Annotated in this window: 20 protein-coding genes, 1 tRNA gene and 2 pseudogenes; 12 read left to right on the forward strand and 11 right to left on the reverse strand. The window is 60.8% G+C overall.

From position 1 onward, the window contains the following. Positions 1 to 59: 59 nt before the first annotated feature. Together ACYQ1P_RS09490 and ACYQ1P_RS09495 are read left to right on the forward strand one after the other, a co-directional pair. On the forward strand, positions 60 to 1,160 hold the full coding sequence (locus ACYQ1P_RS09490) for an IS5 family transposase (protein ID WP_460020095.1): 1,101 nt from the start codon (positions 60 to 62) through the stop codon (positions 1,158 to 1,160). Between the two features lie 200 nt (positions 1,161 to 1,360). Next, positions 1,361 to 2,719 carry a sensor histidine kinase gene (locus tag ACYQ1P_RS09495; RefSeq protein ID WP_460020096.1) on the forward strand — a complete coding sequence of 453 codons (1,359 nt, stop codon included), beginning with the start codon at positions 1,361 to 1,363 and terminating at the stop codon, positions 2,717 to 2,719. Between the two features lie 423 nt (positions 2,720 to 3,142). On the opposite strand, the gene ACYQ1P_RS09500 is transcribed toward ACYQ1P_RS09495, so the two are convergent. Both ACYQ1P_RS09500 and ACYQ1P_RS09505 read right to left on the reverse strand, forming a co-directional pair. Next, positions 3,143 to 4,345, reverse strand: a complete 1,203-nt coding sequence (locus ACYQ1P_RS09500; protein WP_460020097.1) for a pyridoxal phosphate-dependent aminotransferase — start codon at positions 4,343 to 4,345, stop codon at positions 3,143 to 3,145. Between the two features lie 89 nt (positions 4,346 to 4,434). Next, positions 4,435 to 4,893, reverse strand: coding sequence for a hypothetical protein (locus tag ACYQ1P_RS09505; protein ID WP_460020098.1), 459 nt, complete (start codon positions 4,891 to 4,893; stop codon positions 4,435 to 4,437). 130 nt (positions 4,894 to 5,023) lie between these two features. On the opposite strand from ACYQ1P_RS09505, the gene ACYQ1P_RS09510 reads away from it, so the two are divergent. The 6 genes from ACYQ1P_RS09510 to ACYQ1P_RS09535 all read left to right on the forward strand — a co-directional run bounded on the left by ACYQ1P_RS09510 (position 5,024) and on the right by ACYQ1P_RS09535 (position 10,419). Then, positions 5,024 to 5,111, forward strand: a tRNA-Ser gene (locus ACYQ1P_RS09510). A 278-nt stretch (positions 5,112 to 5,389) separates the two neighbouring features. After that, positions 5,390 to 5,617 (forward strand): hypothetical protein, encoded by a 228-nt coding sequence (locus ACYQ1P_RS09515; protein ID WP_460020099.1) that lies wholly within the window; start codon positions 5,390 to 5,392, stop codon positions 5,615 to 5,617. A 108-nt stretch (positions 5,618 to 5,725) separates the two neighbouring features. After that, a complete protein-coding gene (istA, locus tag ACYQ1P_RS09520; RefSeq protein ID WP_460019925.1) occupies positions 5,726 to 7,225 on the forward strand; it encodes an IS21 family transposase in 1,500 nt (499 codons plus the stop codon). Next, positions 7,222 to 7,986 carry an IS21-like element helper ATPase IstB gene (gene istB / locus ACYQ1P_RS09525; protein WP_460019926.1) on the forward strand — a complete coding sequence of 255 codons (765 nt, stop codon included), beginning with the start codon at positions 7,222 to 7,224 and terminating at the stop codon, positions 7,984 to 7,986. The genes istA and istB (ACYQ1P_RS09525) overlap by 4 nt, the downstream gene beginning before the upstream one ends. A gap of 260 nt (positions 7,987 to 8,246) precedes the next feature. Further along, positions 8,247 to 8,999: an IS21-like element helper ATPase IstB gene (gene istB / locus ACYQ1P_RS09530; protein ID WP_460019056.1), complete on the forward strand. Its 753-nt coding sequence runs from the start codon at positions 8,247 to 8,249 to the stop codon at positions 8,997 to 8,999. A gap of 112 nt (positions 9,000 to 9,111) precedes the next feature. Further along, a complete protein-coding gene (locus ACYQ1P_RS09535; protein WP_460020100.1) occupies positions 9,112 to 10,419 on the forward strand; it encodes a recombinase family protein in 1,308 nt (435 codons plus the stop codon). Positions 10,420 to 10,515: 96 nt separating this feature from the next. Here ACYQ1P_RS09535 and ACYQ1P_RS09540 read toward each other — a convergent pair whose 3' ends face one another. Continuing rightward, entirely contained in the window at positions 10,516 to 10,734 is a 219-nt protein-coding gene (locus tag ACYQ1P_RS09540) for a hypothetical protein (protein WP_460020152.1), read from the reverse strand. On the opposite strand from ACYQ1P_RS09540, the pseudogene ACYQ1P_RS09545 reads away from it, so the two are divergent. From ACYQ1P_RS09545 to ACYQ1P_RS09560, 4 genes and pseudogenes are all read left to right on the forward strand, one after another. Further along, a pseudogene (locus ACYQ1P_RS09545) lies at positions 10,694 to 10,843 on the forward strand (Arm DNA-binding domain-containing protein); the annotation flags it as partial. The gene ACYQ1P_RS09540 and the pseudogene ACYQ1P_RS09545 sit on opposite strands and share 41 nt — an antisense overlap. 69 nt (positions 10,844 to 10,912) lie before the next feature. Beyond that, complete coding sequence (locus tag ACYQ1P_RS09550) at positions 10,913 to 11,803, forward strand: tyrosine-type recombinase/integrase (RefSeq protein WP_460020149.1); 891 nt, start codon at positions 10,913 to 10,915, stop codon at positions 11,801 to 11,803. A gap of 185 nt (positions 11,804 to 11,988) precedes the next feature. Next, complete coding sequence (locus ACYQ1P_RS09555; RefSeq protein WP_460020101.1) at positions 11,989 to 13,218, forward strand: Fic family protein; 1,230 nt, start codon at positions 11,989 to 11,991, stop codon at positions 13,216 to 13,218. A gap of 133 nt (positions 13,219 to 13,351) precedes the next feature. After that, positions 13,352 to 14,481, forward strand: a protein-coding gene (locus ACYQ1P_RS09560) for an IS3 family transposase (RefSeq protein WP_460018929.1) whose coding sequence is annotated in 2 segments (ribosomal slippage) — positions 13,352 to 13,613 and positions 13,613 to 14,481 — 1,131 coding nt in all. Because the reading frame shifts where the segments join, the coding sequence is not laid out codon by codon here. 36 nt (positions 14,482 to 14,517) lie between these two features. On the opposite strand, the gene ACYQ1P_RS09565 is transcribed toward ACYQ1P_RS09560, so the two are convergent. The 8 genes and pseudogenes from ACYQ1P_RS09565 to ACYQ1P_RS09600 form a co-directional block, all read right to left on the reverse strand. Beyond that, on the reverse strand, positions 14,518 to 16,605 hold the full coding sequence (locus ACYQ1P_RS09565; protein WP_460020102.1) for a hypothetical protein: 2,088 nt from the start codon (positions 16,603 to 16,605) through the stop codon (positions 14,518 to 14,520). Next, positions 16,602 to 17,675 (reverse strand): TraB/TrbI/VirB10 family type IV secretion system protein, encoded by a 1,074-nt coding sequence (locus ACYQ1P_RS09570; protein ID WP_460020103.1) that lies wholly within the window; start codon positions 17,673 to 17,675, stop codon positions 16,602 to 16,604. The genes ACYQ1P_RS09565 and ACYQ1P_RS09570 overlap by 4 nt, the downstream gene beginning before the upstream one ends. After that, positions 17,675 to 18,646: a TrbG/VirB9 family P-type conjugative transfer protein gene (locus tag ACYQ1P_RS09575; protein ID WP_460020104.1), complete on the reverse strand. Its 972-nt coding sequence runs from the start codon at positions 18,644 to 18,646 to the stop codon at positions 17,675 to 17,677. Before ACYQ1P_RS09575 ends, ACYQ1P_RS09570 begins: the two co-directional genes overlap by 1 nt. Next, complete coding sequence (locus tag ACYQ1P_RS09580) at positions 18,643 to 19,344, reverse strand: VirB8/TrbF family protein (protein WP_460020105.1); 702 nt, start codon at positions 19,342 to 19,344, stop codon at positions 18,643 to 18,645. The genes ACYQ1P_RS09575 and ACYQ1P_RS09580 overlap by 4 nt, the downstream gene beginning before the upstream one ends. After that, on the reverse strand, positions 19,332 to 19,517 hold the full coding sequence (locus ACYQ1P_RS09585; protein WP_460018330.1) for a hypothetical protein: 186 nt from the start codon (positions 19,515 to 19,517) through the stop codon (positions 19,332 to 19,334). Before ACYQ1P_RS09585 ends, ACYQ1P_RS09580 begins: the two co-directional genes overlap by 13 nt. Positions 19,518 to 19,531: 14 nt before the next feature. Next, complete coding sequence (locus ACYQ1P_RS09590) at positions 19,532 to 20,638, reverse strand: TrbL/VirB6 family protein (RefSeq protein WP_460020106.1); 1,107 nt, start codon at positions 20,636 to 20,638, stop codon at positions 19,532 to 19,534. Further along, on the reverse strand, positions 20,635 to 21,579 hold the full coding sequence (locus ACYQ1P_RS09595) for a hypothetical protein (RefSeq protein ID WP_460020107.1): 945 nt from the start codon (positions 21,577 to 21,579) through the stop codon (positions 20,635 to 20,637). Before ACYQ1P_RS09595 ends, ACYQ1P_RS09590 begins: the two co-directional genes overlap by 4 nt. Beyond that, positions 21,561 to 22,128, reverse strand: a pseudogene (locus tag ACYQ1P_RS09600) (type IV secretion system protein VirB4); the annotation flags it as partial. The gene ACYQ1P_RS09595 and the pseudogene ACYQ1P_RS09600, both read right to left, overlap by 19 nt.

Below are 22,128 nucleotides of genomic sequence, written 5' to 3' on the forward strand. Positions count from 1 at the left end.
TCTTCCCTTTGACGACCGGGTATGATTCGATTCCTCCTGAAAGCGACAGGGGGGGCGAGATGCGTGGCAGCGACGTTTGGACGGAGAGCCTGTTTTCGTATGTGAGTTGCGAGGCGCGGGTTCCGGCGAGCCATCCGCTCCGACCGATCCGGGCCATCGTCGATGAGGTGCTGGAGGTCCTGTCGACGGATTTCGAGGGGATGTACGCGAAGGTGGGTCGCCCCTCGATCCCGCCGGAGAAGCTACTCCGTGCCCTGCTGTTGCAAGCCTTCTATTCGATCCGCTCCGAGCGGCAGTTGATGGAGCAGGTCGGCTACAACCTGCTGTTCCGCTGGTTCGTGGGGCTGTCGATGGATGCGCCGGTGTGGGACGTGACGGTGTTCACCAAGAATCGCGACCGGCTGTTGGAAGGCGAGGTGGCGACCAAGTTTCTGTCGGCGGTGGTGGCGCAGGCGCGTGGCCGCGACCTGCTGTCGGACGAGCATTTCTCGGTGGACGGGACGCTGATCGACGCCTGGGCCTCGATGAAGAGCTTCCGGCCCAAGGATGGCGGCGATCCGCCTCCGGGGCCGGGGCGCAACGGCGAACGCGATTTCCGCGGCGAGAAGCGCTCGAACCAGACCCATGCCTCGACCACCGATCCCGACGCCAAGCTGTACCGCAAAGCCAACGGCCAATCCTCGCGCATGGCCTTCATGGGCCACGTGTTGATGGAGAACCGCAACAGCCTGGTGGTCGGCGCCATGGTCACCCGGGCCACCGGCACCGCCGAGCGCGAGGCGGCCCTGTCGCTGGTTGATGGCTTGGCCGCAAAGGGCCGCATCACCCTGGGCGCCGACAAGGCCTACGACGTCCGCGAATTCGTCCGCGATTTGCGGGTCCGCAAGGTCACGCCCCATATCGCCCGGAACGAGCAGGTGACCGAAACCGGTGACGTGCGCCGCCGTAGCGCCATTGATGGCCGCACAACCCGCCATCCCGGCTACGCCATCAGCTTGCGCATCCGCAAGCGGATTGAGGAGGTCTTCGGCTGGGCAAAGACCACCGGAAATTTGCGCAAGACCCGCCACAAGGGCACCGACCGCGTCGACTGGGTCTTCACCCTGACCGCCGCCGCCTACAACCTCGTCAGGCTGCCGAAGTTGATGGCTGCGGCATGACGATACCCGGACTCTGCCTCAAATCGGCAGAGTCCGGGGAAACCGGCCGCAAAAGCGGCCCGCACCCCCTCGCCGAGGCCACTGAATGGCACCGACCGATGGGGAAAGGGGCCGACCTTCCGCGTTTTTCCGCAGCCTGCTAAAGTAATAATATTCTATGTATTGCCAATGGATAGGCGCATTTAATGGAATCCGGGACGTTGTCAGACATTAAGCGCCTTTGGTTCGCCGCCCTGGTGATGGTGGTCTTGGTGGTTGCGGTGGCAGTCGCGCTGTCCTGGGGATCGTACCAGACCGCCGTTGCCCAGCAGCAGCAGTGGCTGCTTGAGGTAGTGCAGGCGAATGTTCGCTTGATGAATGCCGTGGCCCGCTTTGATCGACTGCAAAATGCAGACGAACATCTGACACCTAAAGAACTGACTCTGTCGCAAATTCTTGATGCGAAGTTGGAGAAGGCCGCCCTGGGCCATACGGGCGAATTCGTCCTTGGGCGACGCAACGGCAGCTTGATTACCTTTGTCATTCCTCAGCGCCATACGCAGGGCCGCATTCCTGATTCAGTACCGTTGATCTCCCAATTGGCCGAGCCCATGCGGCGGGCATTGGCTGGTCAGTCGGGCACGATGATCGGCCTCGACTACAGACGGGAGTTGGTGCTGGCGGCCTATACCCCGGTCACCGAATTGGATGTGGGCATGGTCGCCAAGATCGACATGAGCGAAATACGCGCCCCGTACATCCGCTGGGGCCTTTTGGGAAGCTTGCTGGTCATCGCTTTCACCCTGCTGGCCTTCTATCTGGCACGTCGCCTGACCACCCCGATTATCACCAAGCTGGATCGACATGCCCATGATTTGGAACGCCTGAACCGGGATCTTACCCATTCCAACAAGGAATGGGAGGCCTTCGCCTACGCCGCCTCCCATGACCTCCAGGAACCCCTGCGCACGGTGGGCAGTTTCGTGCAGTTACTCCAGCGTAGATACCGCAACAAACTGGACAGCGAGGCCGATGAATACATCGACTTCGCGGTTGCCGGAGCCACCCGCATGCATGACCTGATCCAGGGCCTGCTGACTTTTTCACGCATCAATCGGGCCGAAACCGTTCTTGAACCGCTGGATATGAATGAAATCGTGCAGGTCGCCCAGGACGACTTGCAGTTTCGGATCATGGAAACCTCGGCCCGGATCACCCTGGACAAGTTGCCGATGGTCACAGCGGATAAAAGCCAGATGGTCCGTCTGTTCGACAACCTGATCAGCAATTCCCTCAAATACTGCGATCTCGAACGCCCGCCGGAGATCCACATCTCCGCCCGTCCCTTTGGTCATGAATGGGAATTCTCGGTTAAAGACAACGGCATCGGCATTGAACACAAGTTCGAATCGGAAATCTTCCAGTTGTTCCGTCGCCTGCACGGTCGCGACAAATATGACGGCACCGGCGTCGGTCTTGCCCTGTGCAAGAAAATCGTCGAACGCCACGGGGGACGCATCTGGCTCGACCCCGAAACCACGCAGGGGAGCCGATTCTGTTTCACCCTGCCCATGTCCTAGGTAAGGCATGGTGCGCCCGACAGGATTCGAACCTGTGGCTCCCAGATTCATCCCACTTCGGCTTTCACCGCCGCCCGCCCGAGCGTTCCTGGTCTGGGATTGCAGTGGATTTCTGTGATTACGGTGATGGGGTGGACGACCCCTGCTTTCCGGCGTCGAGATGCGCCAAAGTGGTGATTGTTGAGCGGAAGTCGAATGTCCGCTTTGTTGGAGCAGGCAATTCCTGAGCCGCACTCCGTGAATTCCGGTCAAAGGATAGGCTAAAAATCACCCCCACTGCCGCCTAATATAAACCGTCTCAGCTCTATCAATCCGGCACCGCGCGCCCGTCCACTCTGTTCCTTCTATATAACGGGGACACTATACATATTTAGCCAAGAAAAACCGCCCCTCCCCCCTGCGGGAAGGGGCGGTCCTCGAAAGTCACTTCAAGGCGGCGCAGAATCGTTTGATTCGGGTGCAGGCTTCCTTGAGATTTTCGTCGGAGGTGGCGTAGGAGACCCGGAAATGGGGCGACAGGCCAAACGCCTCTCCCTGCACGGCGGCGACGCCTTCGGCTTCCAACAACGCGGTGACGAAATCGCTGTCGGTCTCGATCTTGCTGCCGTTGGGAGCCGTCTTGCCCATGCAGCCGGCAATGGACGGATAGACATAGAAGGCCCCTTCCGGGGTCAGGCAGGACACGCCCTCGCAGTCGTTGAGCATCGCCACCACCAAATCGCGGCGCCGCTTGAAGGCCTCGTTGCGCGGCACCAGAAAATCCATCGGCCCATTGAGGGCGGCCACCGAAGCGGCCTGGGAAATGGAACTGGTATGGGTGGTGCTCTGCGACGAGATCATGTTCATGGCCTTGATGATCGACAGCGGACCACAGGCCCAGCCCACCCGCCAGCCGGTCATGGCCCAGGCCTTGGAGACGCCGTTCAGGGTCAGGGTACGTTCGAACAGTTCCGGCACCACTTGGGCGATGGTAGCGAATTCGAAGCCGTCATAGACCAGATGCTCATACATGTCGTCGGTCATCACCCAGACCTGCGGATGCTTTTTCAACACCTCGCCCAGGGCCTTCAACTCGGCGGCGGAATAGGCCCCGCCGGTGGGGTTGGAGGGCGAGTTGAGAATCAGCCACTTGGTCTTGGGGGTGATCGCGGCTTCCAGCTCCGCCGGGGTCATCTTGAACTGGTTATCGGCGGTGCAGGCGACAAACACCGGCTTGCCCTCGGCCAGCAGGGTGATATCCGGGTAGGACACCCAATAGGGCGCCGGAATGATCACTTCGTCGCCCGCCTCCACGGTCGCCACGATGGCGTTGTAGATGGTCTGCTTGCCCCCGCAGCCCACATGCACCATGTCGGGGGTATAGGTCAGCCCGTTATCCCGCTGATGCTTGTCACAGATCGCCTTGCGCAGCTCCAGGGTGCCCTGGGGCGGAGTGTATTTGGTCTTGCCCGCGGCGATGGCGGCCACGGCGGCCTCTTTCACATGATCCGGCGTATCGAAATCCGGCTCTCCGGCACCCAATCCGATGACATCCACCCCGGCGGCCTTCAATTCGGAGGCCTTGGTGGATACGGCGATGGTCGGCGAGGGCTTGATGAGGCTCAGGCGGGAAGCGATGAACGGCATGGGTCGAATCCTGTCGATGGCAAAAAACAAAACGGAACATTGTCCGGCGGAACCATATGCGGTGCACGAGTAAGTGGCAAGCCAATCCGTCACGGTTTTTCAGGCGAATCCTCCCTCGAAACCCGGTCGGCGGGGGTGAGTGTCATCGGCTCGTCCGAGGTCTGTGCGCCGTCAAAATCATCGGCAATTTCGTGATCCCCCTTTTCCGCCTCCTCGGCCAGTCGGTCGAACAGAAACAGCGAATGCTCCAGTTCCTCCAGACCGGCCGGATGGCGATTGCGAAACACCCAGACCAGAATCAACCCCGGCCCGCCCAGCAGCAGCCAGGCCGGGGCCTGAAGCAGCGGCCCCAGATAGTCGGCCCAGACCCCCAGCGGCAAGGATTCGCGAAAGGCAATCAGCGACGGAGCATCATAGAACCGCCACAGCTCCGAGGCTGGAATCAGAATGCTGTGCATTTCCGAATAGGCCCGCGAAATGGTCTCCATGCCGGCCAGCATCACGGCCAATCCGCACAGCAGCAGACCGAAGAGAAAGGGAATATACATGGACCATCCGCGGGCAGCGTGAAAGGGCATCGACCGACCGATAGTGCCGGAACTCTCGGGCTCAAAGCAACATCTTCCAAAAACCGTTGCGGCCCGCCAACACATGGGTTAGTTTGCGGCCCTTCTTTGCGGAGAGATGGCCGAGTGGCTTAAGGCGCACGCTTGGAAAGCGTGTTGAGGGCAACTTCACCGGGGTTCGAATCCCCGTCTCTCCGCCAAAACTTTTCCCCTTAGATTCCCAAGAGCCCTTAGATTCTAAGGGTTTTTGCAGGAGAGGCGCAAGCCCAAAATCAAGGGGTGTATCGCGGACAGAACATAAACCTGCGAATCCAGGCAAAGAAAAAGCGGCTGCCGGTGTCCCGGGCAACCGCCTAATCAATCATTCATGGCTGAAGATTGATTAGCGGACATCGGCGATTTTGTCAACGGCGGACGCGATTCGCCGAACGGAATCGTGCGCGCTTTTTCGTCCGCGCCGCGCCCCGGTGAGGTTGGTATGCCTTCTCCGGTGTTTCGCGACGATTCCCGATCCGCGCCCGCGTCCGGGCGGCGGCAATTGCGCTTTGGCGCGCTCGATGTTGGGGAGCAGCGGTTATTCACCCTGCCCGCCGAGAACCTGTTGCCGAATCAGCTTGCGCACAAACAGCGGCTGTCCCGGTTGATCGACCCCCGCGAGGCGCGGGCCGAGCTGGGGGCAAGCCTGGTCTGGGACTGCGATGTGTAAATCCCGGTGCCAAAGTGGGCCACGGAAACGGTCGGATGATCTGACTGTCGCGGACTAAAATTCCGCCATTTTAACGTCTTTTGTTCGTTTGGAGCGGAAGGCGGGGAGATGTATCACGTGGACCTATACAGGCGGGTGCGCTTGGCTTGTCATCACGACGGTCTGAGCCAGCGCGAAGCGTCGCGGCGGTTTGGGATTGACCGCAAGACGGTAGCCAAGATGCTCCAGCATTCGACGCCGCCGGGCTATCGGCGGGACCAGCCGGCGAAACGGCCCAAGCTTGATCCCTTTATCAGTGTTATTGATCGGATCTTGGACGACGACCGGGATCAGCCGAAAAAGCAGCGCCATACCTGTCGGCGGATTTTCGAGCGTCTGCGCGATGAGCATGGTTTTGGTGGCGGCATCACCATCGTCACCGACTATATTCGCGAGCGCAAACGGCGGACGAAGGAGGTTTTTGTGCCCCTGGCCCACGATCCGGGCCATGCTCAGGTGGACTTCGGCGAAGCCTGGGCGGTCATCGCCGGGATCAAGCTCAAAGTACATTTTTTCGCTTTGGATCTGCCGCACTCAGACGCCTGTTTTCTCAAGGCCTACCCGCAAGAGACCAGCGAGGCGTTCTGTGACGGCCATGTCTCGGCCTTCGCCTTTTTCGGCGGCGTTCCCCGCTCTATTCTTTATGACAACACCAAGATTGCCGTGGCCAGGATTTTGAAGAATGGGGAACGGGTTCGTACCCAGATCTTCACCCGGCTGCAATCGCACTATCTATTCAAAGACAGGTTCGGGCGCCCAGGCAAGGGTAACGACAAGGGCGATGTGGAAGGACTGGTCGGCTATGGGCGGCGCAACTTCATGGTTCCCATTCCACGGTTCGAGAGTTTCGATGCCCTGAACGCCTCTCTCGAGGAACAATGTCTGAAGCGCCAGGAGGATAAACTTCGCGGTCATGGCGAGACCATCGGGGAACGCCTGATGCGCGATCTGGACGCCTTGATGGAACTGCCCGTCACCCCCTATGACGCTTGCCAACAAGTGAGCAGCCGGGCCAGCTCCGTCTCCATGGTGCGCTATCGGGGGAACGATTACTCGGTGCCGGTGGCCTATGCCCATCATGAGGTGCTGGTGCGCGGCTATGTGGATCGGGTGGTTATCGGCTGCGGCAGCGATGTCATCGCCCGCCACCGGCGTTCCTATGACAAGGGCGACATGGTTTTTGACCCGATGCACTTTCTGCCGCTGTTGGAGAAGAAGGTCGGTGCCCTTGATCAAGCGGCGCCCCTGAAAGGCTGGAACCTGCCGGACGAATTCACCACCCTGCATCGGCTGCTGGAGGCCCGCATGGGCAAGAAGGGCAAGCGGGAGTACGTCCAGGTTCTGCGTCTGATGGAAGACTTCGAGAGGGACGACGTCCATGGTGCCGTCAAACAGGCGCTGGCCATGGGCGCCATCGGCTATGACGCCGTCAAACACCTGCTCCTCTGCCGGATCGAGGAGCGGCCACCCAAACTGGACCTGGATATCTATCCCTACCTGCCCAGCGCCACCGTGGAGACGACAAGGCCCGCCGCCTATATGAACCTCCTGGCGGAGAAGGCGGCATGAGTGACAGCCCTCAGATTCTGCTCCATCATCACCTCAAGAAGCTGCGTCTGCCCACTTTCCTTGCCGAATACGACAAACTGGCCAAGCAGAGCGCCGCCGAGAACAAAAACCATGTGGAATTCCTGCTCCGCCTCGTCGAGCTTGAGTTGATCGAACGGGAGCGGCGTATGATCGAACGAAGGATCAAGGCCGCCCGGTTCCCCGCGGTCAAAAGCCTCGACAACTTCGACTTCAAGGCCATGGCCTCGCTCAATAAGCCCCTGGTGATGGAACTGGCTCGATGCCAGTACATTGAGGATCGTGAGAATATCATCGCGCTGGGTCCCAGCGGCACCGGCAAAACCCATATCGCCCTGGGCCTCGGCCTGGCGGCATGCCAAAAGGGATTGAAGGTGCGCTTCATCACCGCCAGCGCCCTGGTCCACGAACTGATGGAAGCCAGCGATGAGCGCAGACTTCTGCGCCTGCAAAAACAACTCGCCGGTCAAAACCTGCTGATCATCGACGCACTGGGCTTCGTACCCTTATCCAAGACCGGGGCCGAACTGCTGTTTGAGACCATCTCCCAATGCTATGAGCGCGGCTCGGTGATCATCACATCCAACCTGCCGTTCGACGAATGGACCGAGATCTTCGGTTCCGAGCGCCTGACCGGAGCTCTGCTCGACCGCCTCACCCACCATGTCCATATTCTGGAGATGAACGGCGAGAGCTTCCGCCTCAAGCAAAGTCAAAAACGCCGGAAACCCGCAGAAACCTAATTTTACAGCCCCGGGTCGACCTCCCAGACCAAGGTTGCCCCCGTGCGCCCACAGGCACCTCCCGCCCGGCTTCGCTTCGCGTAACGCAAAGCGCTACACGAAGCCGAACGGGTCCCTCCTATGGACGACCGGGACAACCTGCACCACGACGCCCGCCATCAGAAAAAGTGGCCCCTTTTTGCTCCGGTCAAATGGCCCCTTTTTAGTCCGGCGTTGACAATCCGGGGTTCCGGATATTTTCATTAAGGAGGAAAACAACCATGTTGCAACACCCCACTCACGACCAACTGAAGCTCCTCAAGCTGACCGGTATGGCTCAGGCCTTCGCCGACCTCAGAGACAACCCCCAAGCCGAAGATCTGGCTCATGATCAATGGCTGGCTCTGCTTCTTGATCGTGAAGAAGCCGTCCGTGACGACCGCCGATTGACCTACCGTTTAAGAAACGCCCGCCTGCGCCACGCCGGGGCCTCAGTCGAGAACGTCGATTACCGCAGCCCCAGGCGTCTCGATAAATCCCTGTTCCAGCAACTGGCCCAGGGGAAATGGATCGCCCAAAAACAGAACCTGATCATTACGGGTCCATGCGGTATCGGCAAATCATGGCTCGCTTGCGCCTTGGGTCAAAAAGCTTGCAGAGATGATTATTCCGTCCTCTACAAACGCCTGCCCCGAATGTTCTCCGAATTGGAAATGGGTCGCGCCGATGGCCGTTACCCGCGTTTGTTTCGCGCCCTGACAAAACCAAACGTGCTGATCCTCGACGATTGGGGCCCGGAAAAACTCAACGCTGATCAGCGCCGCGATCTTATGGAAATCGTCGAAGAGCGTTACCAAAACGCCTCGATCCTGATCACCAGCCAACTGCCCGTCGATAAGTGGCACGACGTCATCGGCGAGCCCACCTTCGCCGACGCCATCCTCGATCGTATCGTCCACAACGCCCACAGGCTCGATCTCGACGGACCCTCAATGCGAAAGACCATGGCCGCCAAAACCATTGACCAGACCTAAGGAAAATGACATCAACAAATTACCCAACGGCGTCGATCACGCCGCCAAAAACGAGCCCAGGATAAAGTGGCCGTTTTGGATCGGAATGGGTGGCCGCTTTCCGTCGGAATCAGTGGCCGGTTTCATCGGAATGCGCATCAAGGATCTGGCACTGAAGACCAAGCGCGGCCAGTCCGGTCGCATCAACAAGGGTCGTGCTGCTGGTGGTCTGGCCTATGGCTACCGGGTCAAGCCCGGCGTCGAAGCCGGAGACAGGGAGATCATTGAGGAAGAAGCAGAGATCATCCGTCACATTTTCACCGCCTACGCCGCCGGCGAGAGTCCCCGCGTCATTGCCCGGACCTTGAACGATAAGCAGATCCCCGGCCCCGGCGGACGCCCCTGGGGCGATACGACCATTCGCGGCCAAGTGGACAGGGGCACTGGACTGCTCAACAACAGCCTCTACGTGGGACGCCTGGAGTGGAACCGCTGTTCCTATATCAAAGATCCCGCGACCGGCAAACGTGTCGCCCGGCCCAACCCGCCGGAGGACTGGCAGGTAACCGACGTCCCTCATCTGCGCATCATCGGGCAAGATCTCTGGGAACGGGTCAAGGCCCGCCAGACAAAGGTTCATCGGGCCATGGGGCGTGACGAACTGGGCAACGCCCTGAACCGGGCGCACCGTAAGAAGTACCTGCTGTCGGGATTGCTGCTCTGCCATCATTGCGGCCATCCCTATACCATCTCCGGCAAGGACAGCTACGGCTGCAACACGCACCGATCCAAAGGCACCTGCCCCAATGACCGAACCGTCGACCGGCTCCAAGCCGAGGCCAGAATATTTGATGGCCTGCAGCACCGCCTGTTGGCCCCCGAACTGGTTTCCGAGTTCATCAAAGCCTTCCGAGAAGAAGTCCTCAAATCCGACAAGCAGCGCCATGCGCAACGTCGAGCCAACCAAAAGCAGTTGAACACCGTGATCTCACAAATCAACCAGATCATCCGGGCCATTGAGGACGGTATGTATAACCCCTCCATGAAGGACCGCATGACCAACCTGGAAGCCCGCAAGGCCGACCTGCAGGGCAAGCTGACAAAGGCCGAACCCGAGGACAAAGATCTGCTCCCCATGCTGCCGGACCTGTCCGATCTTTTCCACGACAAGATCGCCCACCTCACCGAGGCCCTCAACGACCCGGCCATTCGCTCCGAAGCCTTCGACCTGATCCGCTCCATGATCGACAAGATCGTCGTCGTTCCCAACCCGGCCTGGCCGGACGACCATATGCTGGAGATCCACGGCGCCATGGCCGAGATCCTGGCCCTTTGCGCCGGCCAGACCCCCAATCGCAAAACCCCCGCCGCGTTAGCAGCAGGGGTTTTACCGTCGGTGGTTGCGGGGATAGGATTTGAACCTATGACCTTCAGGTTATGAGACTAACGATTATATGTCCGCTAACCCATTGATGCTCATATCTTTCTTGCATTTTTTCAATAAGTTATAGATATTTGTTCTTTATCTCCTCTTGCCTTACGATAGCAGGAAATCTATGATTTTGGCAAAACGGTGTTGACTTTCGTGTTGACTATTATGTCGGGAGATCATGGTTATGGGCAAGCGCGTTGCGGCGGAGAGGATCGAGATATCCAACCGGTCATTGGACAAGATCAGGCCGAGCGAGAAACCGCGCATCATCTGGGACAGCAAATTGACCGGATTTGGTGTCAAGGTGATGCCGAGCGGCTCCATGTCATATTTGGTCAACTATCGGGCCGATGGCGGTGGGCGAAAGGCTCCCAACCGACGCATGGTGATCGGACGGCACGGAACGATATCACCGGCCAAAGCGCGGCAAAGGGCCCAGGAAATTCTCGGCGCCGCCGCCGGAGGGAAGGACCCGTCGAGCGCGCGTCAGGAACGCCGCGCCATGCCGACCCTCGGCGATATTTTTGAAAACTACATGGCCGCCAACCCGAACCGCAAACCGCGCACCGACGCGCTCTATCGTTATGAGATGGATCGTTATCTGGGCGACTGGCAGAATAAGCCGATAAGTTCGATCACTCGCAGCGATATCCAGGACCGTTTCAATTCGATTTCCCGCCAGCATGGCCCGACCCCGGCAAACCGGGTCATGTCCCTGCTCCGCTCCGTCTATCGCAGTCCCTGCGCTGAAGATGAAGCGCTCCGCAACCCGGTGGAGATCTGGCAGGCCGGTGGCGGGCGCTTCAACAAAAAGCCCCGGCGCAAAATCGACACCCCGGCGGACATCCTGCCAAAATGGCAAAAGGGATTTGAGGCTGTTCAAAACGGCGTCATCCGCGACGCCATTTCGGCTGGGCTGTACACGGGAATGCGCTTGCGAGAGGTCCTTTGGCTTAAATGGTCGGACATCAGCGACAGCGAGTTGATCGTCGAGGAAACCAAAACCGGGGAACCGCTCCGCCTGCCGATCACCCGGCAACTAGCCGATGTTTTTGAGCGGCGCAAAAAGGACAACGAGACCGGCTGGGTGTTTCCGAACAGCGAAACCAAATCCGGCCACCATGAAGACATTCACCACGTCTACCCGACCATCACCAAAGGGGCAGGTACGAAATTTTGGTTTCACGCCCTTCGCAACAATTTCATCACCATCGCCGAGCGCGACATCGGCCTCGCCACCAGCCTAACCAAACGCCTGGTCAACCATGCCCGCCCACAAGACGTAACCGAGGGGTATGCAGCGGACTGGACGTTCGAACAGCTGCTGCGCGCCGCTCAGTCGGTTGCGGATAGGATTGATGCGTTGATCGTGGCGCCCGCTAACGCCTCGTGAGGAGTGCCACGCCCCCAAAGCCAATCGCTGTGCAACCGGCGGCCGACTTCTGCCGCTTTTTGGATGCGGGCAGAACTCCCAATCTGACTTGACCCATCCGTTAATCGCTCCACTTCCCCAGACCGTCGAACAGCTCTGAAAGCCTATCCCAATCCTTTCGTAAGGGACATGACAAAGAAAGTTAATTGAGCTATCCTTTCTTTAATGGAATGCCAAAGAAAGGATTTCCGCGCAAGATGCCTCTTAAGCGCGAACAGACGCGATTGGGACAGCTCATTACGACAACGGTCGCCGGTGAAAGGGTGTCCGCCTTCGTACCGCCGGGCCTTCCCCCGAGGCCTCCAATCAATATGGAGAAATTGCACGGACTTCATGACGCGGCCAACCGAGCCATCGGACAGCTCAATGGTATCGCCTCAGTTTTGCCTGACACGCCGCTTTTTCTATACATGTATGTCCGCAAAGAGGCCCTGCTCTCGTCACAAATCGAAGGCACCCAATCGTCCCTGTCCGACTTGTTGCTGTTCGAAGACAAGGAAGTTCCTGGTGTGCCGATTGATGACGTCCAGGAAGTCTCAAATTACGTCGCCGCGATGACACATGGGCTTTCACGTATCAGGGAGGGCTTTCCGTTTTCCTTGCGTTTGATCCGAGAGATTCACGAAATCCTGCTTTCTGGCAGTCGCGGAAGCACGAAACTACCCGGCGAGTTTCGGCGATCTCAAAATTGGATTGGGGGAACCCGGCCAGGAAACGCCTTCTTTGTTCCGCCCCCACCAGAGATGGTTTTGGACTGCATGTCTGACCTGGAGAAGTTCATCCATGCAGACACACCCGAGATACCAGCCCTCATAAAAGCCGGGCTTGTGCACGTTCAATTTGAAACGATCCATCCATTCCTGGACGGAAACGGTCGGCTGGGAAGACTGCTTATTACCCTTCTGTTATGCATGGAGGGGATAATCAGCGACCCGATCCTTTATCTAAGCCTATTTTTCAAAACTCATCGACGCCTCTATTACGACATGCTTCAAGTTGTTCGGGAGGCCGGCGATTGGGAAAAGTGGTTGGCTTTTTTTCTCGAAGGGATCGCTGAAACTTCAATCCAAGCATCCAGCACTGCACGTGAGATCATTAGCCTATTCGAGCGCGACCAAGCCAAGATAGAAGATTTGGGGCGGCCAGCAGCATCTGCCTTGCGTGTGCACCAACTTACGCAAAGAAAGCCGCTTATTAGCGTTGCAGCCGGATCCCGCCAATTGGGAATTTCAGCACCGACGGTTAGAAAATCCATCTACCATCTTGTCGATCTTGGAATTCTTCGGGAAACCTCGGGACGGAAGCGCGACCAGACCTTTGTTTACGATGCATATCTAAACATTTTGACCCAAGGAACCGAACCGATTCAGAGATAATTGAATAGGTTTTTTGAAGGAATGATGCATGAAGCGCATCCAAGTTGACAGAGGTGGCCTGGGAAATTCAGACAGGGGGTTAAGTGGATTTTCTGCCTGAGAGCGGCGATGATGCCGTTGATCGGGAGGAACCATGACGAAGCGTACACGGCGGAACCACACAGCGGCTTTCAAGGCGAAGGTGGCTTTGGCGGCGATCAAGGGAGACAAGACGCTGGCCGAGTTGGCGCAGCAGTTTGATGTGCATCCGAACCAGATCACGACCTGGCGAGGGCAATTGCTGGAGGGGGCATCGGGGGTTTTCGGCGCGAGCCGATCCCAGGCGACGGTGCCGGTTGATCTGAAGGAGTTGCATGCCAAGATCGGCCAATTGACGTTGGAGAATGATTTTTTGGCCGGTGCGCTCGACAAGGCCGGCATGTTGAGCGTAAAGCGATGATCGACCGTGACCATGCCCTGCCGCTGAAACGGCAGGCGGAGGTGCTGCGGCTTAGTCGCGCCAGCCTCTATTACCAGCCCCGACCGGTGTCTGCCGCCGATCTGGCCATCATGCGTCGGATCGACGCATTGCACCTGGACTTTCCGTTCGCAGGCAGCCGGATGCTGCGCGATTTCCTGCGCAACGAGGGCGTTGAGATCGGCCGCGATCATGTCATCACGCTGATGCGGCGCATGGGGATCGAGGCCTTGTACCGGCGACCAAACACGTCAAAACCAGCAGCGGGACACAAGATCTATCCGTACCTGCTGCGCGGCCTACCCATCCTGCGTCCCAATCAGGTATGGGCGATGGACATTACCTACATCCCCATGGCGCGGGGGTTCGTCTATCTCTGTGTGGTGCTCGACTGGTGCAGCCGCCGGGTTCTGTCTTGGCGGGTGTCGATCACCATGACCGTGGATTTCTGTCTGGAAGCGGTCGAAGACGCGCTGGCCAAGTATGGCAAGCCGGAGATCTTCAACACCGACCAAGGCAGCCAGTTCACCAGTGCCCCATTCACCGGCCTGCTGCTGGACAACGGCATCGCCCTCAGCATGGATGGCAAAGGAGCTTGGCGGGATAACGTCTTTGTCGAACGGCTGTGGCGCTCGGTGAAGTACGAGGAGGTCTATCTTCGGGCCTACGACAGCGTTGGCGAGGCGCGGACCTCGCTCGGCCGCTATTTTGACTTCTACAATGGCAAGAGGCCACATTCGAGCCTCGGTCGGGTGCCGCCGGATAGGATCTACTTTGACAACCAGCCCCAGGCGGTGGCAGCATGACGTTCACTGCCGATGCGGGGCCCCACTCCAGTCGGGCTACGCCCTCCCTGCGTGAGGCCCCGCATCGGCGATACAACACGGCAACCGGCAGAGGCTCCACTTATCCAACGCCAAAAACTGTCTGAACAATCCCGGCCAGCTCTTGCTTCGTGATACCCTATTGACCGTCCCATAGTAGTAAGCGGCAGAAAAGCGTGGGTGATTTTCATATTCACCATTGGGAAATATCGTGCAAAATCCACCCACCTGAAAGTATGCGTACCCCGTGCTGTAGGCCCCCGACGCGGTGACCGTATCGACACAGACGTCGGTCGGCCCGGTCGGCACCCCGGCCCCAATGGCCTTCTCGTAGTCGGTGCCGTCCGGCCGCCGCCAGATCTCCACCAGGTCGGTCAACTGCAAGGCATCGCAGCCCGCATATTCCCATTGCCCGTTGGGCAGGGTGTCGGTGCCGGTCAGTTCGAATGGCATCTGGGTTGCCCCCTGGAGCACTTCGGCGGTCTTGATGTCGTAGCGCCCGCTGGGCGGCGTGATATAGACCGTGCTCAGGGCATAGGCGAACAGTTGGTCGTCATGGTTCTGCCAACCGGCGGTCTCCACCTGATGGGCATAGACCGCCGCCGAGGCCTGACAGCCGGTGACATAGACGGGCACCCCGTTGTGCAGGTAGTAGAAGCGCTCCTCGCCATAGCTGACCCCGGCGGTCAGGTCGTGTTCCCAGGTCGCCGGGTTGTCGCAGCCCCCGGTGGTCGTGGCGATGGGCAACGCCCCCGAGGTGTCCGGGGCGCATTCGGTGATATACTGCTTCACCCCATCCACGTTGATCCGCAACCGGCTTTGCAGGGTCACCGTGCCGCCGTCCAGATCGACAATCGGCGAACAGACATATTGCCCGTCCGATCCCTCGTAGATTTGTTCATGGACATATTCGACGCCGGTGTCGGTGCAGCCGCCCGCCTGATAGGTGATGCCGTCGAGAGCATAGGTCCAGGTGCCCTGCTGATAGGAGGTGCCGCCCGCGTAGTCGTGGCGGATCGAGCAGCCGTTGGTGGTCCGCACCATGGGCACGGGGGCCTTGGTCTCGGAGGCCTGGCAGCCCCGCACCTGCACGTCGGCGTTGTTGGAATCCCGATAGATCAGGGCCGACTGGGGCACCGCCTGTTGCGCCTGATAATCGAGCAACAGGGTGCAGGCGGTGAAGGTCTCGACAATGGGGAACAGTTGATCGCTGTCCGCTGCGCATTCGGTGACCTCCTGACGCGCCCCGCCCGCGTCCACATAATATAAGAGATACTGCGCCGTCGCCGTGCGCGCCTCCATGTCCACCAGATCGGAACAGACCGAATAGCTGCGTTGCAGGGTGAAGCCCTCCGCCCCGTCGGTGCAGGGGGTTTCCGAGGCGACCACGCCGCCGGTCGCCGTCACCGTCTTGGATTGCTGAATGGCCCGCAGTTGCTCGATGTCGATGCGCACCGGGCAACCCTCGGTGACCACACTCACCGTCTCGGTGGGGGCGTCGGCCAATTGCACCGGATCAGGGGTCTTGTAGGCCGCCGCCGGATCGTTGGCCGTAGCATTGCTTCCGGCCGGTTTGGCCCCGTCGTCGGTGGAGGCGATAACGGCGGGCTCTTCTTGCGTTGGCGTTTCTGCCGGATGTTCGGCCAGCCGCTTCAGGGCCTCGATCAGACTCGCCCCGTCCCCCTGCACGGTGACCGGGGCCGCCGGTTGCAGTCGCGGATCGTCCAGTTCGAACTGGGCCGAGAACAGGTTGGAGTCCAACGCCTCCCGCCGCCCGTCCTTCTCCACCCCGACCAGCACCACCTGCCCGATGCGCTTGTCTTCCACCGTCACATAACGGGCGTAGGCCTTGGCGGTGACGCCCCGGGTCAGGTCCGGCGATGCCCCCGGCACGGTGAGCAGGCTGAGATCGAGCGGCAGCGGCTCGCCCTCGGGGATCTCGGTCAGCCGCGCGGCGCGGGTCAGAATATTCACCTTGGCGGCCAGGGTGGCGATCATCGCCGGATCGTCTTCGGCGGCTGGATCGGGCGTCTCCGCCGCAGGGGCCGCCAGGGCGGCGAGCAGCGCGGCAACGGCCAGCGCCAGGATCAGGGCTTGCGTCTTCATGTTCCGTCTCCTTGTCCGGGTTTGCGGATGTACCAATCGTGGGCGGGCCGGATCTGCACCCGCGTCCCCTGGGCAATGGTCACGATGGGCACCAGATTGACCGTTTGTTCCAAAACAGATGCGGTGATCTCGCCGAACTTCTCTGACAGTTCCTGCGCCCCCTCGCCGGTGACCGCGCCGACCGAGGAGGTGGCGTCCCCCTTGTCGGCCAGGGCGCTGGCCAACCGCACGGTGGCCGAGATTGCCGAGATCAGGATGGCCGTGCCGTATTTTTCCCAGAAGCGGTTGTCCACCTCGCCGGTGATTCCGGCCCGCCCCTGCTGGTCGCCCACCGGGGCCGCCAGTTCGAGGATTTCCGCCCGGTGCCCGGCCATGAGCACCCGCTTGCAGGTCAGGGACAGCCGGGTGCTGCCCACCTGCTTCGGGCTCTCGTAATCGCAGATCAACCGCGAGCCCTTGGGGATCAACACGTTGCGACCGTGATAGCCGAACACGTCGCGGCTGGTCTGGATGATCGCCTCGCCCCCCTCCTTGCTGTCGAGCTGACTGTTGATGCCGGTCTCCAGCACGCCGCTGATGTAGCGGTCGGCCGCCAGGATGCGGGCGTTGTCCACCGGCGGACCGGAGAGCCGTCGCTCTGCCCCATAACCTTCCGGCTCCCCGGGCATTGCCCCACCTTCCATGCCGGGCGTCAGGCGGGCTAGTTGCGGGGTTTTGGGTCCGGGCAAGGCCCCGTCGATCAGGCCGTCGCCGTCGAACATCGCCGGATGGGCCAGCGCGGTTTGCAGGGCAATCCGATAGGGATCGGGACGCGGCGCGACGACCAGCGGACGCGGGATCGGGGCCGGAGGCGGTGGCGGGGCCGCATTGTTGATCACCCGGGTGAGCACCACCGGCGGGAAGGCGGGCGGCTTTTGCGGCTGCGGCACCGGCGGCGGCGGTGGGGCATTGAAGGTCCAGGCCGCCTCGTCGCCATCGGGCAACGGCGGCGCGCCTTCCACCGTCGCCGTCTGGCACAGGCCACCGAGGGTCAGGCCGAGGGCCAGGGCCGCTTCGCAGAACAAACCCATCACGCCCCTCCGCTATAACGAATGCACAGGAACCGGGTGCCGGACTTGAGGGTGATCAGCGGCTGGGTGCTCTCGATAATGTAGGTGGTCCCCCGAACCCGGGTGTTGACCAGTTCGTCCAGCCCGTCCACCACCACATAGGCGGTGGGCAGTTCCAGATCCCGCCAGCGTTCCCCGAAACGGACGTAGGTGAACACATCGTCCCGGAACACCGTCTCCGGCTTCAGATCGTCACTGCCCGAGAGTTCGTAATCGCCCCAACCGCGCAGCTTGTCCGGATCGAAGGGCACCGTCTCCACAAAGTCGTCGGGCAGCGGTTCCGCCGGGGTATCGGACAGATCTGAGGCCGCCGATGTGCCTGGGGGCGGCAGCTCCAGGGTTTGAATATCGGTTTTGCCTGCCGGGGCGATGATCGGCGGCGCATCGACCGCCCCCTCGATGCGCACCACCAGATCGGGCAGGGTATCGGCATTGAACCCTTCGGCCCGCAGATAGAAGGGATACAACGCGCCGGAACGGCCATGCACCACCATGTTGCTGTCCAGGCCGAACCCGGCGGGCATCACCGACAGACGACGCGGGCCGCGCAGGGTGACCTTGAACGCCGCCGGATCGCCCAGGTCGGCACGTTCGATCTTCTCACCCTCCGGCAGTTCGATCACCGTCACCATGCGTTCGCGCAACCGCACCCTATAAGTACAGTCGGCACAGACCAGGGTGCGATAGACCCCGGCGGTCTCGTCGGCCCGGTCCCAGGCCGCCTGGATCTGACCGCCGACGCTCAACCGCAGCAGCTCGCCATAGTCCCCGTCGGCTTGCCGCTTGGCTTGCGCCACAGCGGACTCCGGCACCGGACGCTGTGGCCCGCCGTTGGGGAACGGCGTCTGCGCCACGGCGGAGGTCAGGGGGGTCAACGACAGTAAAAGAAGAAGGGCCGTTCCGTTGCGCCGACTGAATACAATATTATTCATGAGTTGGCCCTTTCCTTGAGAACCAGGTCGAGCACGGTGATGCCCAGAGGGTTTTCGTATTTGTCCGCCGCGCGCACGGTCTGCGGACGCAGGGTCAGGTTCAGATAGGCCCGCAGCTTCTTGCGCTCGATCTCCGCCCCGTCCTTGTGGTCGGTCTGCACCAGGTCCACCGCATACTTGTAGGTGCCGCCGAAGGAATCGATGCGGTCCAGGCTTTCCACGGTGATCGAACGGGTCAGCCGGGCGTCGAGGGCATCCTGCACCGCGCCGCTGTCGATACGCTCGCGGCGGAAGCGCTCGTAGAACGCCCGGTCGGTCATGGTGAAGGCCTGACGAAAGCGCTCCGTCTGGGTCACCGTGTCGATCTCCAGCAGCATCCGCACATAGCGCCGGGCCATGTTCTCCAGCAGCACGTCCAGCCCCTGCACCGTTCGTTCCACCGGCTCGATGCGGTACAACCGGTTGTCGTCCGGATCGGTGCGCACCAGGGCAATCTCGGTGGTCTTCAAGGGCAACAGATGGGCGAAGGCGCTGACCGTCACCGACAACCCGCCCAGCAGCGCGACGTTCATCGCCACGCTCAGGCGCAGCAGCCAGGCCAGACGCCGATGGGCCACCCCGAAGCTGTACGGATCGGCCCGGAACACCGCCGCATGGCTCACCGTCCGGTTCTCGTCCAGGGGGGTCAACTCATCCATTTGAAGCCTCTTCCGTCGAACTGGAGGGGCAGGCAGGCACAAGGGCTTTGGCGCATCTCGTCGGCCCCGGAACCCTCGTTGGTCGGCATTTCCACCTGTGGGGTGACGGCACAGCCGCCCAATCCAACGACGGCCAGGAGCAGCAGCAAAAGCACCAGCAGAACATTCCTCATGACGGTCAACTCCTTCATGGCTTTGCGTTGATGTTGCGGACCCGGTTCAAGATTTCAGCGGCGCGGGTCGAGACCTGCTCAAAGGCCGCGATGGGATGGCTTGCGGCCCCGGCGGTCCAGCCGGTGGCCTGAGCGGCACCACTGGCCGCCTTCCCGAGAACCATCGCCGCAGGTCCGCCCGGCATGGCGACGAGGCCCTTCTTGGCGAACGAGAAGGCCGTGCCAGCGATCCCCGCCGTCAGGACTCCTGCCGCCGTGTTGGTGAGGGCCGATCCGGAGATGGAGTTGGCGAGGCCGGTGGCTTCGGTCATAAAGGCGGTGCCCATCCAGCCCAGGGCCATGGCCAGCAGCAACGCCGTGTTGTTCATCGACAGGTCTTCCTGGTCGAAGGTGACCGGATCGCCGACATTGAGTGCCGTCGTGCCGTACATGACCACGGCCAGGGCGGCGGTCGATGCAAACAGGACCATGAACGACGAGATCAAAGTACGCATGCCGCTGACCGCCATGCCGCGCCCCCAGCCGAAGCCAAAGCCCAGCATCAGATAGGGACTGAAGGTGGCCAGCATCATGATCCGGAAGATCGACACCACCACCTGGCTGAAGTAGACGATGAGCAGCAGGAAGTACGGAACGACCAGCGCGATGGCATAGAAGATCGGCAGGGTGTTGGTGAGCGAGGTCTTGCGGGCCAGTTGACCGGCCAGGCCGAGCACCTGCATGATCCCGGTCTCGGCTTTCTCCACCAGGGCCGTCATGCCTGCAAGGCCACTCGGTTGCACTGAGGATTGCCCCGCTTCGCCGACCGACAGGGCGACGCTCGCGGCCGATCCCATCACCGACAAAGAGGCCTGATAGATGTTGTTGACCAGCCCCGGACCCTGGCCCGTCAGCAAAATCCATGCTATAAATACGAAGACGAACTCCTTACCAAAGGCTGCGAGATCGGCCTGCCCGAGGATCATCTTGAGACCGTGAATCACCACCCACAGACCGACCAACGACAGAAAGAGCAATTGCATCGGATCGACCAGAACCGCACTCAAATCCTGCGTGAATTGATTGGCCAGATTGACGTATTCGGTGACGATCTCGCAGGTGAAGCAATCTATGGCTCTCATTCGTCCTTCTCCTCTCCGTCCCCGGCCAAACGGCTGTCCAGCGGCACCCCGGCTTTCATCACGTAGGCCGACTGCACCTTCAGCAACTGCGCCAGGATCTGCGTCTGTTGCGCCATGGCCCGGGCCATCAGCACCTGCCCCTTGGCGATGACCGCCAGCCGGTCATTCTGATCCTTGGCCGCGTCGGCCGCCGTCTCCAGTTCGCCCGCCGCCTTGTTCAGGGCTTCCGCTCCTTGCGCTGCCACGTCGCCCTGACCCAGGCCCTTGGAGGCCGCATCAACGATCATGTTGTCGCGCCGCACCTCCACCGCCTTGCGCGCCTTTTCCTGGTCCTCCCAGGGTTTGGCGGTGATCGTCTTGGGATCAATCCACAGGGTTTGCCGATAGGCGTCTCCGGCCTCGCAGATGGAGGTGAAGTCCATGTCCTCAAACTCGACCGAGGGCATGAGCTTGCTCAGATCGGGCACCAGACATTGGGCATCCTGCCGCAGGTCGCGCCCGACCTTGGCCAGATTGATCAGCGGCAGGGTGATCTGTCCCATCTTGCCGAGGGCGTTGAGCTGTTCCTGAGCCTTCTTCGACAGCTCGGTGAGCTTGTCGATCTGCTGCTGCATTTTGCTCAGCTGGTCGGTCAGCTTGCCGATGGCCGTGGTGTCGATGACCGGATATTCAGCCCGCGCCGGACTGGCGACGGCGAGCAGCAACAGTAGCGGCAGGGTCTTTTTTGCCCGTCGTTCAACTTCTCCGATCCATTCCACCAGCAGCTCGAAGTAGCCGTCGTCCCAGCCCCTCACCCCGAGGAAGGACAACCGATGGCTCACCGTCGCGGGGGCGATCTTGAGCTTGAGCGCGATCTCCCGGTTGCTCTTGCCCTTGCGGCGCAGACCGACCAAGGCCAGGTCCCGCTTCAGGGTCCAGTGGGTCACAGATGATCCGGCCATGCCGCCCCCCATTGTGCCTGAAGGGCCGCCAGTCGCCGGTTGGCGTCCGGTCCGGCCTGATAGAAGCGCAGCGCCGCGCCCAGGGGCCGCAGGTCCACGTCGATGATGGCGCTCTCGTCGAAGCCACTGGCCGCGTCACGCTTGATCACCAAGGCCCGCCGCTCGCCCGGACGCCGCTCTTCCCCATCGCCGCAGACGAAGGCGATCTGTTCGTCGTTCAGCTTGAATGGGCGCAACGAGGCTTCGCTGGCCTGACTGTTGGGCAGGAACAAAAAGGTCGAGGTGTTCTCGATGAAGGCGTCTGCCCCCGGCGACTTGAACAAGGCCGCCGGGTCCTGGAAGGCCAGACCGACCGAGCCGTTGAGCTTGCGGTACTCGCGGAACATCTCCATGGCCAGATTGCGGAAGCCGTCGTTCTGCAACAGCTTCGCCGCCTCGTCGATAAAGATGGTGAAGCCCTTGGCATGGCCTGCCGCCCGATAGATGGCCGAGGCGATATGCGCCACCACCGGCGGACCGACCACCGGATCGTCTAGCGCCTCGTTCATG

It is taken from the genome of Magnetospira thiophila, assembly GCF_054657015.1.

What these genes read in the sequence shown, in the direction of transcription:
- ACYQ1P_RS09490 (WP_460020095.1), top strand. Translation starts at nt 60, where the DNA reads ATGCGTGGCAGCGACGTTTGGACGGAGAGCCTGTTTTCGTATGTGAGT.
- ACYQ1P_RS09500 (WP_460020097.1), bottom strand. Translation starts at nt 4,345, where the DNA reads ATGCCGTTCATCGCTTCCCGCCTGAGCCTCATCAAGCCCTCGCCGACC.
- ACYQ1P_RS09505 (WP_460020098.1), bottom strand. Translation starts at nt 4,893, where the DNA reads ATGTATATTCCCTTTCTCTTCGGTCTGCTGCTGTGCGGATTGGCCGTG.
- ACYQ1P_RS09515 (WP_460020099.1), top strand. Translation starts at nt 5,390, where the DNA reads ATGCCTTCTCCGGTGTTTCGCGACGATTCCCGATCCGCGCCCGCGTCC.
- istA (WP_460019925.1), top strand. Translation starts at nt 5,726, where the DNA reads ATGTATCACGTGGACCTATACAGGCGGGTGCGCTTGGCTTGTCATCAC.
- istB (WP_460019926.1), top strand. Translation starts at nt 7,222, where the DNA reads ATGAGTGACAGCCCTCAGATTCTGCTCCATCATCACCTCAAGAAGCTG.
- istB (WP_460019056.1), top strand. Translation starts at nt 8,247, where the DNA reads ATGTTGCAACACCCCACTCACGACCAACTGAAGCTCCTCAAGCTGACC.
- ACYQ1P_RS09540 (WP_460020152.1), bottom strand. Translation starts at nt 10,734, where the DNA reads ATGGAGCCGCTCGGCATCACCTTGACACCAAATCCGGTCAATTTGCTG.
- ACYQ1P_RS09550 (WP_460020149.1), top strand. Translation starts at nt 10,913, where the DNA reads ATGCCGACCCTCGGCGATATTTTTGAAAACTACATGGCCGCCAACCCG.
- ACYQ1P_RS09565 (WP_460020102.1), bottom strand. Translation starts at nt 16,605, where the DNA reads ATGAAGACGCAAGCCCTGATCCTGGCGCTGGCCGTTGCCGCGCTGCTC.
- ACYQ1P_RS09570 (WP_460020103.1), bottom strand. Translation starts at nt 17,675, where the DNA reads ATGGGTTTGTTCTGCGAAGCGGCCCTGGCCCTCGGCCTGACCCTCGGT.
- ACYQ1P_RS09575 (WP_460020104.1), bottom strand. Translation starts at nt 18,646, where the DNA reads ATGAATAATATTGTATTCAGTCGGCGCAACGGAACGGCCCTTCTTCTT.
- ACYQ1P_RS09580 (WP_460020105.1), bottom strand. Translation starts at nt 19,344, where the DNA reads ATGGATGAGTTGACCCCCCTGGACGAGAACCGGACGGTGAGCCATGCG.
- ACYQ1P_RS09585 (WP_460018330.1), bottom strand. Translation starts at nt 19,517, where the DNA reads ATGAGGAATGTTCTGCTGGTGCTTTTGCTGCTGCTCCTGGCCGTCGTT.
- ACYQ1P_RS09590 (WP_460020106.1), bottom strand. Translation starts at nt 20,638, where the DNA reads ATGAGAGCCATAGATTGCTTCACCTGCGAGATCGTCACCGAATACGTC.
- ACYQ1P_RS09595 (WP_460020107.1), bottom strand. Translation starts at nt 21,579, where the DNA reads ATGGCCGGATCATCTGTGACCCACTGGACCCTGAAGCGGGACCTGGCC.